The following is a 13,552-nucleotide window of genomic DNA, read 5'->3' as shown; positions in this document are numbered from 1 at the left end:
GTGTGCCGGGCCGTTCTTTTTTCCGACGCGGCCGAAAACGTACGGTGAATTCGGCGGAAATCAAGCCATCGAGTCCGCTTCATTTCGGGTGGAAAACCCGCCGGGGGAGGGTGTCAACCCCCGGCCGGCCATGGCGTGCGGTCCGGTACGGGTGCGCGCGCCGTGCGGAGCCGCACGGGCCGGACCGGGCCGGGGCCGTCAGCGCGGCCCCGGCGGGCAGGACGGACACGCCCTGCGCGGGTACCGCTCCTTTTGCGGAATAGGGAACAGGGAGAGAAAAGCGAAAAGCACCGGAAAGGGCAGTCGCCCGCCGGCGGACCGGGCTTCTTTTTCGGCAAGCGGGCCGACCGCACGCGCCCGGTACGAAAAGGCGCGCGCACCCCGCCGTCGGACGGAATGCGCGCGCTGCTTTTATCGGATTTCATTTCCCGGGGTCATGCGCCGTTCAGCGGTTGCCGCGCAGCCGGCGCCAGGGGGTGAAGGTGAAGACCGCCGCGCCGAGGAGGATCACGGTGCCGGCGACGAGGGCGAGGGCCTTGACGCCGCCCGCGTCCTCGGCGCCGGTCTCGGCGAGGCCGCCGGAGGCGGCGCTGCCGCCCGTGGTGCCGGAGGTGGTGGTGCCCGAGGTGGTGGCGCCGGTGGTGCCGCCCGGCTGGGCGGTGGTGTCCAGCTCCAGCGAGACGCCGCTGCTGGCCGCCTTGCAGGGCACGTTGATCGGGGTGGAGCCGGGGGCCATCGTGACGTCGATCGTCAGCTGGTCGGGGCTCAGCGTCACCTTGCCCGATGCGCCCGGCTTGTAGGTGCCGGTCATGTCGCTGAGGCTGACCGGCGCCTTGTCCGGGATGGGCTCCGCGTTGGCCGGGCCGGTGACCTTGACGGAACCGCTGTCGGCGCCGCCGAGCTTGACGTCCATCGAGGGCTTGAGGGCCCCGGCGGGCAGGGCCATGGGCGCGGCCATCGCGCCCTTGGCGGTCTTGACGGTGAGGTCGTAGTTCCCGCCGTTCTTCTTGGCGCTGATGGTGACCGGCGTCTTGATCCCGCCGGGGACCACCGCCCCGCAGTCGTACGCGACCTCGACGGCCTTGCCCGGGAAGTCGGTCTGGCCGCCGCTGCCGCCGGTGGTCGCCCCGCCGGTGGTCGCGCCCCCGGTCGTCGCGCCGCCCGTGGTGGCCCCGCCGGTGGTCGCGCCGCCGGTGGTGGCTCCGCCCGTGGTGGCCCCGCCAGTCGTCGCGCCGCCCGTCGTCGCGCCGCCCGTCGTCGCCCCGCCGGTCGTCGTGCCCCCGGTCGTCGTGCCGCCGGTGCTGCCCGCCGAGACGTCGATCGTGGCCCCGCCGCTCACCTCACCCGTCGGTCCGCACTTGGTGACGAACGTGCCGAAGGGGAAGCTGACCGCGACCTCGTACCTGCCGGGGGTCAGGGTGATCTTCCCGGCCTTGGCCAGCTTCAGCTTGCCCTTCATGACGGACATGACCATCGGCGCCTTCTTGGGGATCTCGGGGTTCTTCTTCTCCCCGACCACCTGCAGCTCGCCCGCGCCCCCGCCGAGCGTGATCCAGCCCGTGGGCAGGACCGCGTCCTTCGGTATCACCATCAGGTCGGTGGTGTTCGAGGCCGGCTTGACGGTCTCCCAGGACACGTCGACCTCGTCTCCCACCTTCGCCGTGGCGGGCGCCGTGATCCTGGCGGTGGTCTCGCCCTCCACCGGGTCGCCGCCGCCGGCCGGCGGTACGCACCTGACCTTGTACGTGGCGTCGGCGGCCTGGGCGGGCGAGGCCGCCATGGCGATTCCCGCGCCGCTGAGCAGCAGCGCGGCCGCGGCCGCGCTCACCCTCCGTTGGCTCTTCACGAGTGTCCCTTCGTCGTCGGACCGGTGTTCTCGGACGGTGCGGATGTCTGTGGGGGGCGCGGCGGGCCGGGCGCCGGGGCCGGTTCCGGGGTGAACCAGGGCAGGGCCGGCCCGGAGCCCCCCGGCGGCGGCGGCTCCGGTACGGGTCCCCGTACGGTGGTGAAGCGCGGCAGCCGGGCCGTCACCGCCGTGGCGGCGTGGCGGCGGTTCGCGCCGCCGGGCACGGCGGCCCGCGGGCGGACCCGGTCGACGACGGCCATGCCGAGCCGGAAGAGGGCCGTCGGGATCACCACCAGGAGCAGGCCCCAGAACAGCAGCACCCCGTACGGGCGGTCCACGCCCCACGGCTGGGCCGCCAGGACGGTGTCCCCGTACTTGAGGGAGACGGTGTAGTCGCCGTGCGCGCCGGCCGGGAGTTCCACGTCCAGCGCGATCTCGGCCTTGCCGCCGGGTGCGATGGTGCCCTTCCAGCGGGCCTCCTCCCAGCGCGGGGCGAAGACCCCGTGGGCGGTGCCGAGCTGGAAGACGGGGTCCTTGACGGGCGCCGGGCCGAGGTTGCCGACGGTGGCCGTGAACCTCCGGCTCGGCGGGGCCCCGAACCAGGTCAGTACGCCGTCGTCGCCCTTGAGGCGGACCCCGGTGAGCAGGGCGAGGCGGCCGGTGCCGGATTCCGCGGGCAGGTCGGCCACCGGATGGTCGGTGATCTTCAGCGGGACGGCCACGGTGGACTGGTCCCCGTTGACGGAGGTCACGTTCACCACGCAGGGACACGGCTTGGGCGGCGCCACGACCGGCAGCCGGGCGCCGAAGTGCCCGTCCTCGCCGACCGCGACGGCCACCCCGTCGGCGTTGGCGCAGCTGTTGGTGCCGCCGATCATGTTCTGGCCGCAGACCAGCAGCATGACCAGGGTCCTGGCCTTCCAGCCGGTGCCGTCCACGGTGAGCTCGGTGCCCTTGGCGGCCTCGGTGAGGGAGAGCGTCACGGCGGCTCCGCCGGTGTCGGCGGCGGCCGGGGCGGGGGCGGGGAACAGGACCAGGCAGAGGGCGGCGAGGGCCGCCAGGAGGGCCGCGGCCCGGCCGCGCCCGCGGGGGCCGTTGCGGATGCCGGCGCCGGTCATCTGGGTGCTCCCGTCAGCTCGGGTTCGGGTTCGGGTACGGGCCGTCCGGCCGCCGTACGGGGCCCCGCGGACGGCTCCCCGTCCGGCACCCGGCCGTGCCGGCGCCGTCGTACGAGGAACAGCGCGGCGGCGGCCCCGAGCGCGAGCAGTGCGGCGCCGGTCCGGGAGGCGGCCCCGCCGGGCAGGAACCAGGCCGAGGCCCGCGCGGTGGCCGGGGCGGCGCCCGGGGCGGTCACGGCGAGGGTGAGGACGGCCCGGTCGAGGGCGGGCGCGCCTGGCCAGGGCTCGCTCAGCCGGACCCGCTGACCGGGCAGCAGCTCCACGGGCAGGGCGCGGGCGGCCCGGCCGGGGAGCCCGCCGAAGTGGCCCTCGGCGCGCAGCGCCAGTTCGGGGGTGAGGGCGACGTTGCCCCGGTTGACGAGGGTGTACCCGACGGTGGTGGCCGCGCCCCGGCCGCGTACGGAGACGTCCTCGACGGTGAGCGCGGCGAGCGTCGGGCCGCCGACCCGCAGGTGGACCCGTACGGCCGCCTCGTGCCCGGCCCCGGCGGCGACGACGGCGGCGGGGTGGTCGCCGGGCGGGGCGCCGGGCGGCACGGTGACGGTGAAGGGGACCACCGCGCGGGTGCGGGGCGGGACGGTGACGGTGGCGGCGGCGCCGAAGCCGATCCAGGACCCGGCCCCGGCGGCCTGCCCGGCGGGGCGGACCGCGAGGGCGCCGTCGGGGGTGTTGTAGGCGTCGGCCCCGCGCAGGGTGAGGACCTCTTCCCGGTCGCCGGTGTTGGTGAGGGCGACGCGGTCCTCCAGTACGGCTCCGGCGGTGCCCGCGAGGTAGAAGTACGGGCGCGCGGCGCCGGGACGTCCGGCGGCCGGTTCGGCGCTCCAGCCGGGGTCGTCGGCGGCCGCGGCCGGGGCGCCGTGGAGGGCGGCGGCGGCCAGGAGCACGGCGCCGAGCCGGGTGAGGGTGCGGAGCACGCGCATGGACGGGGCGTCTCCGTTCAGGACCGGCTCCGCCGGGCCCGGCCGCCGCGCCGGGTCAGCCAGAGCGTTCCGGCGGCGCCGGAGAGCAGCACGGTGGCTCCGAGGGTGCCGAGGGCGATCGCGGAGTCGGCGGGTCCGGTCTGCGGCAGGGTGTCGCCGCCCGCGCCGGGGCCGGGCGGCGGGGCGGCGGCGCCGCCGGCCGCGGTGACCTCCAGCTCCAGCGAGGGGCCCGGGCCGTTGCCGGGGGTGCAGGTGGTGGTGGTCCCCATGGCCTTGATGGTGAGGACCCCGGCGGTGAAGGTGACCTTGCCGCTCTTCTTCGGGGTGTAGGTGCCCGACAGGTCGCTGATCTTGATGGGGGTGTTGGCGGGCACGGCCTCGGAGTTGGGCGGGCCGGAGACCGGGACGGCGGTCTTCTCGGCGCCGTCGGCCTGGATGACGGCGCTGGGGCTCATGGCGCCCTTGCCGAGCTCGATGGGGCTGGAGGAGACGCCCTTCTGGAAGGACATCGTGAGCTTGTAGCCGTCGCCCTCCTTGACGGCCTTGATGTCGATGGGCGAGACCGCCGACTTGTCCCCGATGGGGGTCTGGCACTTGTACTCGACGTCGACGACGTTGGCCTGGGCGGCGGGGGCCGTGAGCAGGACCGCCGATCCGGCCAGTGCGGAGGCCAGCGCGAGCGCGGTGGAACGTTTCCGGTCGGACACCTTCGTCTTCCCCTCGGGCCACAAGTTACTGACGACACATCAGATTGGTGGCTCAAGGTACGCCCGGGACCTTACGGAGGGAAGACAAAGGTGCGCGGGACCTCAGACGGCGCGGACCCCGCGCTGCCAGACCGCCGAGACGAGCGGAACGCCGGGCCGGTAGGCGAGGTGGACGTGGCTCGGCGCGTCGAGGAGCACCAGGTCCGCGCGGGCCCCGGGGACGACGCGGCCCAGATCGGTGCGGCGCAGCGCGGCGGCGCCGCCCGCGGTGGCCGACCACAGGGCTTCGTCGGGGGTCATGCCCATGTCGCGGACGGCGAGGGCGACGCAGAACGGCATCGAACTGGTGTAGGAGGAGCCGGGGTTGCAGTCGGTGGACAGGGCGACGGTGGCGCCCGCGTCGAGCAGCCGCCGGGCGTCGGGCCACGGGGCGCGGGTGGAGAACTCGGCGCCGGGCAGCAGGGTGGCGACGGTGGTGCCGGCCGCCTGGGCCAGGGCGTCGACGTCCGCGTCCGTGAGGTGGGTGCAGTGGTCGGCGGAGGCGGCTTCCAGCTCGACGGCGAGCTGGACGCCGGGGCCGTGCGAGAGCTGGTTGGCGTGGATGCGCGGGATCAGCCCGGCGGCGGCGCCCGCGGTGAGGATGGCACGGGCCTGGTCCCCGTCGAAGGCGCCCTTCTCGCAGAAGACGTCCACCCAGCGGGCGTACGGGGCGCAGGCCTCCAGCATGGCGCCGGTGACGAGGGCGACGTAGCCGGCCGGGTCGTCGGCGTAGTCGGGGGAGACGATGTGCGCGCCGAGGTAGGTGACCTCCTCGGTGTGCGCGGCGGCGATGCGCAGGGCGCGGGCCTCGTCGGCGACCGTGAGGCCGTAGCCGGACTTGGTCTCGAAGGTGGTGGTGCCCTGGCGGCGGGCCTCGTCGAGGTGGCGGACGAGGTTGGCCTCCAGCTCGGCGTCGGTGGCGGCGCGGGTGGCGGCGACGGTGGTGCGGATGCCGCCGGCGGAGTAGGCGCGGCCGGACATGCGGGCGTTGAACTCGGCGGTGCGGTCGCCGGCGAAGACGAGGTGGGAGTGGGAGTCGACGAAGCCGGGGATGACGGCGCGGCCCTGCGCGTCGAACGCGGAGTCGGCGGCGGGGGCCCGGTCGGCGGGGCCGGCCCAGGCGATGGTGTCGCCGTCCAGGACGACGGCGGCGTGCTCGATCAGGCCGAGGGGGGTGCCGTTGGCTTCGCCGTGGGTGGGGTCGTTGGTGACGAGGCTGCCGATGTTGGTGATGACGGTGGTGGTCATGGGTTCCTCTCGGGGGTGCGTTTCCCCCACCCCGCCCCTTCCCGAAACCGGGGGCTCCGCCCCCAGACCCCCGCGCCTCAAACGCCGGCGGGGCTGGAATGTGCTGCGCACATCCAGCCCGCGCGGCGTTTGAGCGCACCGGGCGCGCAGCGCCCGGAACGGGGTCCGGGACGGAGCCTCGGTTTCGGGAAGGGGCGGGGTGGGGGATTTCGGCGTCAGCTGCGGACGGCGGCGATGGACTCGGAAAGGGCCGACGCGACGTCCCCGACCAGGGCGTGGGCGCCGTCGCGGACCACGTGCCGGCCCCCGACCACCGTGTGGCGGACGTCGGCGGCCGAGGCCGCGAACACGGCCGTCTCCGCCCCGAGCCTCGGCAGCGGCCCCGCCGTGCGGACCGAGTCCAGCGCGACGGTGGTGAAGTCCGCGAGCGCCCCCGCCTCCAGGCGCCCCGCGTCGGGCCGCCCCAGCGCGGCGTGCCCGTCGGCGGTGGCGGCGGTGAGCAGGGCGTTCGCCGTCCAGTGCCCCCGGGTGTGGCTGCGCAGGCGCTCGTTGAGCTCCATGGCCCGCGCCTCTTCGAGCAGGTCGATCACCGCGTGGCTGTCGCTGCCGAGCGACAGCGGGCTGCCCGCCCGCTGGAGCCGCCCGGCCGGGCCGATGCCGTCGGCGAGGTCGCGTTCGGTGGTGGGGCACATGCAGGTGCCGGTGGTGGTGGCGCCCAGCAGGGCGATGTCGGCGTCGGTGAGGTGCGTGTTGTGCACGCCGGTGGTGCGCGGGCCCAGCACGCCGTGGTCGGCGAGCAGCTGGGTCGGGGTCCGGCCGTGGGCGGCCTGGCAGGCGTCGTTCTCCGCCGTCTGCTCGGAGAGGTGGACGTGCAGCGGCGCCCCCCGCTCCGCCGCCCAGGCGGCCACGGTGGCGAGCTGTCCGGCCGGGACGGCCCGTACGGAGTGGATCGCGGCGCCGATCAGGGCGTGCTCGCGGGGTTTCAGGGCGCCGACCCGCTCGGCCCAGGCGTCGGCGGTGCCGTCGGAGAAGCGCAGCTGGTGCCGGTTCGGGGCCTCGCCGAAGCCCGCGGCGAGGTAGGCGGTGTCGAGGAGGGTGATGCGGATGCCCGCCTCGGCCGCCGCCTCGATCAGGGCCTCGCCCATCGCGTTGGGGTCGGCGTACGGGACGCCGCCGGGGGCGTGGTGGACGTAGTGGAACTCGCCGACGTTGGTGATGCCCGCGAGCGCCATCTCCGCGTACACGGCCCGCGCGAGCGCGAAGTAGGTGTCCGGGGTGAGGTTCTGGGCGACCTGGTACATGAACTCGCGCCAGGTCCAGAAGGTGCCCGAGCCCACCTGGACGAGGGAGCGCAGCGCCCGGTGGAAGGCGTGCGAGTGGGCGTTGGCCAGGCCCGGGACGGTCAGGCCGCGCAGCACCACCGCGCCGGGCGGCGGGGCGTCCACCCCGGTGCGCAGGGCGGCGATCCGCCCGTCGGCGGCCACCTCCAGGGCGACGCCCGGCTCGACATGGGTGCCGAGCCAGGCGTGTTCCAGCCAGTACGTTGTGTGCGCGGTCAGCGGCACGCGAGACCTTCCAGTACGTCGGCGAGGGCGAGGACGCCGGCCACGCAGTCGTCCTCGGCGGCGAACTCCCGCGGGGAGTGGGAGACGCCGGTGGGGTTCCGTACGAACAGCATCGCGGTCGGGACGGCGGCGGAGAGGATTCCGGCGTCGTGTCCCGCTCCGGTACCGAGGACGGGGACGGATCCGCCCAGGATCCGGTCGATCTCGTCGCGCAGGGCGTGCGCGAACTCGACGACCGGGGTGAAGGACTCCCGTACGACGTCGAGGTCGATGCCGTCCCGCTCGGCGTGTTCGCGGGCGGCCTTCTCGACGGCGGTGACGACCGTGTCGAGGGTGGCCTGGTCGGCGGCCCGGGAGTCGAGCCAGCCGCGGACGAGCGAGGGGATGGCGTTGACCCCGTTGGGCTCGACGGCGACCTTCCCGAAGGTGGCGACGGCCCCGGCGAGGGCCGCTTCGCGGCGGGCGGCCAGGACGGTGGCCGCGTAGGCGAGCATCGGGTCGCGGCGGTCGGCCAGGCGGGTGGTGCCGGCGTGGTTGGCCTCGCCGTGGAAGTCGAAGCGCCAGCGGCCGTGCGGCCAGATCGCGGAGGCGATGCCGACCCGGTCACCGGACAGGTCGAGGGCGCGGCCCTGTTCGACGTGCAGTTCGACGAAGGCGCCGATACGGGCGAGGCGTTCGGGATCGGCCCCGATGGTCTCCGGGTCGTAACCGGCCCGCTCCATGGCCTGCGGCAGGCCGACGCCGTCGCCGTCGCGCAGGGCGTACGCCTTCTCCTTGGTCAGCTGTCCGGCGGCGAGCCGGGAGCCGACGCAGGCCAGCCCGAAGCGGGCGCCTTCCTCGTCGCCGAAGTTGGTGATGGCCAGCGGCCGGGTGAACGCCGCGCCCCGGGCGCGCAGTTCGTCCAGGGCCGCGAAGGAGGAGACCACGCCGAGGGGGCCGTCGAAGGCCCCGCCGTCGGGGACGGAGTCCAGGTGGGAGCCGGTGACGACGGCGTCGCCCGCGAGGGGGTCGCCGAGCCAGGCCCACTGGTTGCCGTTGCGGTCGCTCTCGTACGTGAGCCCGCGCGACTCGGCCTGCGCCCGGAACCAGGCCCGGCAGTCGGCGTCGGCGCCGGTCCAGGCGTAGCGGCGGTAGCCGCCGGAGCCGGCGTGGCGGCCGAGGGGGGCGAGGTCGGCCCACATGGCGTGGAAGCTCGCACCGCCCGGCGCCGGGGCGGAGGCCGCGGGGGCCGGGCCGGAGCCCGAGGGGGCCGCGCCCGGGGCCGGGTCCGGGGCGGCCGACCAGCCGGAATCGGAGGTCACTCGGAGTCACCCTCGCGCATCGGGACGCGGACGCCGCGCTCGTCCGCGACCGTCTCGGCGATGTCGTAGCCGGCGTCGACGTGGCGGATGACGCCCATGCCCGGGTCGTTGGTGAGGACGCGGCGGATCTTCTCGCCGGCCAGCGGGGTGCCGTCGGCGACGGTGACCTGGCCCGCGTGGATCGAGCGGCCCATGCCGACGCCGCCGCCGTGGTGGATGGAGACCCAGGACGCGCCGGAGGCGACGTTGACCATGGCGTTGAGCAGCGGCCAGTCCGCGATCGCGTCGGAGCCGTCGAGCATGGCCTCGGTCTCGCGGTACGGGGAGGCCACCGAGCCGCAGTCGAGGTGGTCGCGGCCGATGGCGAGCGGGGCGGCCAGCGTGCCGTCGGCGACCATGTCGTTGAAGCGCTCGCCGGCCTTGTCGCGCTCGCCGTAGCCGAGCCAGCAGATGCGCGCGGGCAGGCCCTGGAAGTGGACGCGCTCCCCGGCCATCTTGATCCAGCGGTGCAGGGACTCGTTCTCCGGGAACAGCTCCAGCATCGCCTTGTCGGTCTTGTGGATGTCCGAGGCTTCGCCGGAGAGGGCCGCCCAGCGGAAGGGGCCCTTGCCCTCGCAGAACAGCGGGCGGATGTAGGCGGGGACGAAGCCGGGGAAGGCGAAGGCGCGGTCGTAGCCGGCCAGCTGGGCCTCGCCGCGGATGGAGTTGCCGTAGTCGAAGACCTCGGCGCCCGCGTCCATGAAGCCGACCATGGCCTCGACGTGCGTGGCCATGGACTCGCGGGCGCGGGTGGTGAAGCCGGCCGGGTCCTTGGCCGCGTAGTCGGCCATGTCGTCGAAGGCGACACCGGTCGGCAGGTAGGCGAGCGGGTCGTGGGCGGAGGTCTGGTCCGTCACGATGTCGATCGGGGCGCCCTCGGCGAGCATCTGCGGCAGCAGGTCCGCCGCGTTGCCGAGCAGGCCGATGGAGAGCGGCTTGCGGGCGTCGCGCGCCTCGACGGCGAGCTGGAGCGCGTGGCGCGGGTTGTCGGCCTTCACGTCCAGGTAGCGGTGTTCGATGCGCCGCTCGATGGCGCGCGGGTCGACGTCGATGCAGATCGCGACGCCGTCGTTCATCGTCACGGCCAGCGGCTGGGCGCCGCCCATGCCGCCGAGACCGGCGGTCAGGGTGATGGTGCCGGCCAGCGTCCCGTTGAACTTCTTCGCGGCGACGGCCGCGAAGGTCTCGTACGTGCCCTGGAGGATGCCCTGGGTGCCGATGTAGATCCACGAACCGGCGGTCATCTGCCCGTACATGGTCAGGCCCAGGTGCTCCAGGCGGCGGAACTCCTCCCAGTTGGCCCAGTCGCCGACCAGGTTGGAGTTGGCGAGCAGCACGCGCGGCGCCCACTCGTGGGTCTGCATCACGCCGACCGGGCGGCCGGACTGGACGAGCATCGTCTCGTCCTGCTTCAGGGTCCGCAGGGTGCGCACCATGGCGTCGTACGAGCGCCAGTCGCGCGCGGCCTTGCCGGTGCCGCCGTAGACGACCAGCTTGTCGGGGTGCTCCGCGACCTCGGCGTCGAGGTTGTTCTGCAGCATGCGCAGGGCGGCCTCCTGCTGCCATCCCAGGGTGCTGAGCTCGGTGCCTCGCGCGGCCCGTACGGGGCGGGGTCCTGACATGGCGGGTGCCTCCAGACGATGTTGGTCAATCCATTCACATCCTCTCTGGATGAATAGATCCAGTCAACAGCTGCACGGGGACCGGCTGGATGATGGGATGGCGGGCATGGCCGACCAGACGCACCCCCGTACGCCTGAACCCGACCCCACCGCCCTGCGTGACCTGGCCGTACGCGCTGCGGTCGAGCAGGGCCTGCTGGACGCCGAGCCGGTCGTCTGCCTGCTGGACGTGGCCGGGATCCGGGCCTCCGCCGCCGCCCTGACCGCCGCCTTCGCGGCCGCCGCCGCCCCCGGCACCCCCCTCCTGCACACCTTCGCCGTGAAGGCCGCCCCGCTCGTCCCCGTCCTGCGGCTGCTCGCGGACGCCGGGATCGGCTGCGAGGTCGCCAGCCCCGGCGAACTGGCACTGGCCCGCGCGGCCGGGGTCCCGGCGGAGCGGACCGTGCTGGACTCCCCCGCCAAGACGGAGGTCGAGCTGCGCGAGGCCCTGGCCCTCGGCATCGCCGTCAACGCCGACAACGCGCAGGAACTCGCCCGGCTCGACGCCCTGGCGCCCGCCGGCAACCGCTCCCCCCTCGGGCTGCGGATCAACCCGCAGACCGGCGCCGGCACCATCGACGCCCTGTCCACGGCCACCTCCACCTCCAAGTTCGGCTTCCCGCTGCGCGACCCCGGCGCGCGGGAGCGGCTCGTACGGGCCTTCCTCGACCGGCCGTGGCTGACCCGGCTGCACACCCACTCGGGCTCGCAGGGGGTGCCGCTGTCGCTGATCGCCGAGGGCGTACGGGAGGTGCACGCGCTGGCGCAGGAGATCAACGCGGCGGCCGGGACGCGCCGCATCGACACCCTCGACATCGGCGGGGGCCTGCCGGTGAACTTCGCCTCCGACGCGCACACGCCGGCGTACGCGGCCTACGTGGACGCCCTGCGCGCGGCCGTCCCGGCGCTCTTCGACGGCTCGTACGGGCTGGTCACCGAATTCGGGCGGTCCCTGCTGGCCAAGCACGGGCTGATCCTGGCCCGGGTCGAGTACACGAAGGAGACCGGCGGGCGCCCCATCGCGCTCACCCACGCGGGGGTCCAGCTGGCCACCCGTACGGTGTACGCCCCGGCGTCCTGGCCGCTGCGGATCCTCCCGTACGACGCCAAGGGCGCCCCGCGCACCGGCGACCGCGTCGCCCAGGACATCGCCGGCCCGGCCTGCTTCGCGGGGGACCTGCTCGCCACCGCACGGGAGCTGCCGCGGCTGCACCCGGGGGACGTGATCGCCGTCCCGGACACGGGGGCGTACTTCTTCACCGCCCACTACGGCTACAACAGCCTCCCCCGCCCGGCCGTCCACGGCTTCACGGCCACCGCGCGGGGCGACGTCCGCTTCGCCCTGGCCCGCCCGGCCCAGTCCGTCGAGTCCCTCGTCACCGAGGCGGGCGGCGCCCACCGCGACGCGCTGCTCGGAGCGGGGCCGGCGTAGCCGCGAGGGCGTCCCGGGGCCCGGGCGGTTCCCGGCGGCCCCGGGGCCTCACTCCACGAACAGCCCGCGCGCGGCGGCCCGCGCGTCGAAGGCCTCCAGGCGGGCCTGCGCGTCCGGCAGCGCGTCCGCCATCGCCTCCAGCAGCACCCGCCCCAGCAGCATCGGGGCGCACGCCGTGTCGAAGGCCAGCCCGGTGCCGACCGGCGCCGGGATGAGCAGGTCGCTGTGGCGGGCGACGGGCGCGAACGCCGAGTCGGCGACCGTCACCACCCGCAGCCCGGCCCCCCGCGCGTGATCCAGCGCCTCCACGACCTCGCGGGGGTGGCGGGGCAGCGCGAAGCACAGCAGCGCCGAGGCCCCGGCGGCGGCCGCCGCGTCGATCCGGTCGGCGAGCATGGAGCCGCCCTCGTCCAGGAGCCGTACGTCCGGGTGCACCTTCGCCGCGAAGTACGCGAACCCGCGCGCCTGCGAGGACGCCGCCCGCAGCCCCAGCACCGGCAGCGGGGCCGAGGCGGCCAGCAGCCGGCCCGCCTCCTCGACCGGCGCCGGATCCGCGAGCAGCGCCGAGAGCCGCCGCAGGTTCTCGATCTCCCCCTGGACGGCCTGCTGGTACTCGTTGTACGCGTCCTCGCGCGCGGGCTCCGGCCGCCCGGCGGGGGCCACCTCGCGCAGGTGGCGCCGCAGCGCCGGGTACCCGTCGAACCCCAGCGCCACCGCGAACCGGGTCACCGACGGCTGGCTCACCCCGGCCAGCTCGGCGAGCTCCACGCTCGACAGGAAGGGCACCTCCGCCGCGCCGCGCACCATGCAGTGCGCGATCCGCCGCTGCGTCGGCGTCAGCCGGTGCCCCTCGAACAGCTTCTGCAGCCGTGCGGCCGGGCTGTCGCTCATGGCCGTCCCTCCGTCCCGCTCCCGGCGTCCCCGGTGAGATATTCAGTCACGGTGCACTCTGCATGTGGTTATGCAGGACGGCAACCCGCGCCCGCGATCCGGATACGGGGGCTAACCCCAGTGCCCGGGGCTCCGCCGGTTCCTAGGGTGGGCGCATGACAGCCTCAGCCCACTCCCCGCAGGCCCAGGAGCTCGAAAAGGAGCTCGCCGCGACCCTCGAAGCCCGGCGGGAGCTGGGACCGGAGTACGAGGCCGCCCTCGTGGCCTCCTTCGTCGAGAAGGTCGACACCCAGGTCCGGCGCCGGCTGGCCGAGGACCGGCTGCGCACGGCCCGCGGCGGCCCCGGGGAGGCGGACTCCGCGGTCGGCGCCTTCGGGGAACGCTTCGGCTTCGCGATCGTCACGCTCGTGCTGGCGATCCCCCTGTCGGCGATCGGCGCCGCCCAGGCGGGCATCGGCGGCCTCCTGGTGGCCTGGGCAGGCATCCTGGGCGTCAACTTCGCCCACGCCACCCACCGCCTCCGCCGCGACCGTACGACGTGACCAACCGCCCCAGACTGCCCGCGACCCCCGCCACGGCCCTGACCCCCAGCGGCCCCGCCACGGCCTGACCGCCCACGGCCTGACCGCCCGTGGCCTGACCGCCCGTGGCCCCGTCGCCCCACAGGCCTCGCAGCCCGCACAGGCTCGCAGCCCTCACAGATTTCGCAGCCCGCACGGGGCTCC

At 75.1% G+C, this 13,552-nt stretch carries 11 protein-coding genes; 2 read left to right on the top strand and 9 right to left on the bottom strand.

Annotation, left to right across the window (positions count from 1 at the left end):
* Window positions 1–445 precede the first annotated feature (445 nt).
* The 8 genes from ACZ6ZT_RS17940 to hutU form a co-directional block, all read right to left on the bottom strand.
* Window positions 446–1,828: a hypothetical protein gene (locus ACZ6ZT_RS17940; protein WP_469720115.1), complete on the bottom strand. Its 1,383-nt coding sequence runs from the start codon at window positions 1,826–1,828 to the stop codon at window positions 446–448.
* Between the two features lie 14 nt (window positions 1,829–1,842).
* Window positions 1,843–2,964, bottom strand: coding sequence for a hypothetical protein (locus ACZ6ZT_RS17935; RefSeq protein WP_469720114.1), 1,122 nt, complete (start codon window positions 2,962–2,964; stop codon window positions 1,843–1,845).
* Complete coding sequence (locus ACZ6ZT_RS17930) at window positions 2,961–3,944, bottom strand: COG1470 family protein (RefSeq protein WP_469720113.1); 984 nt, start codon at window positions 3,942–3,944, stop codon at window positions 2,961–2,963. The genes ACZ6ZT_RS17935 and ACZ6ZT_RS17930 overlap by 4 nt, the downstream gene beginning before the upstream one ends.
* Before the next feature lie 17 nt (window positions 3,945–3,961).
* Window positions 3,962–4,651, bottom strand: coding sequence for an LPXTG cell wall anchor domain-containing protein (locus tag ACZ6ZT_RS17925; RefSeq protein ID WP_469720112.1), 690 nt, complete (start codon window positions 4,649–4,651; stop codon window positions 3,962–3,964).
* 102 nt (window positions 4,652–4,753) lie between these two features.
* Window positions 4,754–5,938 (bottom strand): imidazolonepropionase, encoded by a 1,185-nt coding sequence (gene hutI, locus ACZ6ZT_RS17920; RefSeq protein ID WP_469720111.1) that lies wholly within the window; start codon window positions 5,936–5,938, stop codon window positions 4,754–4,756.
* A 215-nt stretch (window positions 5,939–6,153) separates the two neighbouring features.
* On the bottom strand, window positions 6,154–7,503 hold the full coding sequence (locus ACZ6ZT_RS17915) for a formimidoylglutamate deiminase (protein WP_469720110.1): 1,350 nt from the start codon (window positions 7,501–7,503) through the stop codon (window positions 6,154–6,156).
* Window positions 7,494–8,684 (bottom strand): allantoate amidohydrolase, encoded by a 1,191-nt coding sequence (locus ACZ6ZT_RS17910; RefSeq protein ID WP_469720173.1) that lies wholly within the window; start codon window positions 8,682–8,684, stop codon window positions 7,494–7,496. The genes ACZ6ZT_RS17915 and ACZ6ZT_RS17910 overlap by 10 nt, the downstream gene beginning before the upstream one ends.
* A 116-nt stretch (window positions 8,685–8,800) precedes the next feature.
* The gene (hutU, locus tag ACZ6ZT_RS17905) at window positions 8,801–10,465 is read right to left on the bottom strand and encodes a urocanate hydratase (RefSeq protein ID WP_469720109.1); all 1,665 of its coding nucleotides are present in this window, start codon (window positions 10,463–10,465) and stop codon (window positions 8,801–8,803) included.
* Window positions 10,466–10,571: 106 nt separating this feature from the next.
* On the opposite strand from hutU, the gene ACZ6ZT_RS17900 reads away from it, so the two are divergent.
* A complete protein-coding gene (locus tag ACZ6ZT_RS17900; protein ID WP_469720108.1) occupies window positions 10,572–11,936 on the top strand; it encodes a type III PLP-dependent enzyme domain-containing protein in 1,365 nt (454 codons plus the stop codon).
* Between the two features lie 48 nt (window positions 11,937–11,984).
* On the opposite strand, the gene ACZ6ZT_RS17895 is transcribed toward ACZ6ZT_RS17900, so the two are convergent.
* Window positions 11,985–12,827, bottom strand: coding sequence for a MurR/RpiR family transcriptional regulator (locus tag ACZ6ZT_RS17895; RefSeq protein ID WP_469720107.1), 843 nt, complete (start codon window positions 12,825–12,827; stop codon window positions 11,985–11,987).
* 155 nt (window positions 12,828–12,982) lie between these two features.
* Here ACZ6ZT_RS17895 and ACZ6ZT_RS17890 point away from each other — a divergent pair, with 155 nt between their 5' ends.
* Complete coding sequence (locus tag ACZ6ZT_RS17890; RefSeq protein WP_469720106.1) at window positions 12,983–13,369, top strand: hypothetical protein; 387 nt, start codon at window positions 12,983–12,985, stop codon at window positions 13,367–13,369.
* Window positions 13,370–13,552: the final 183 nt, after the last annotated feature.

The organism is Streptomyces sp. NPDC102258 (genome assembly GCF_055584685.1).
Note: the sequence above shows the minus strand (reverse complement) of the source record. Positions and strands in the feature narration are given on the sequence as shown.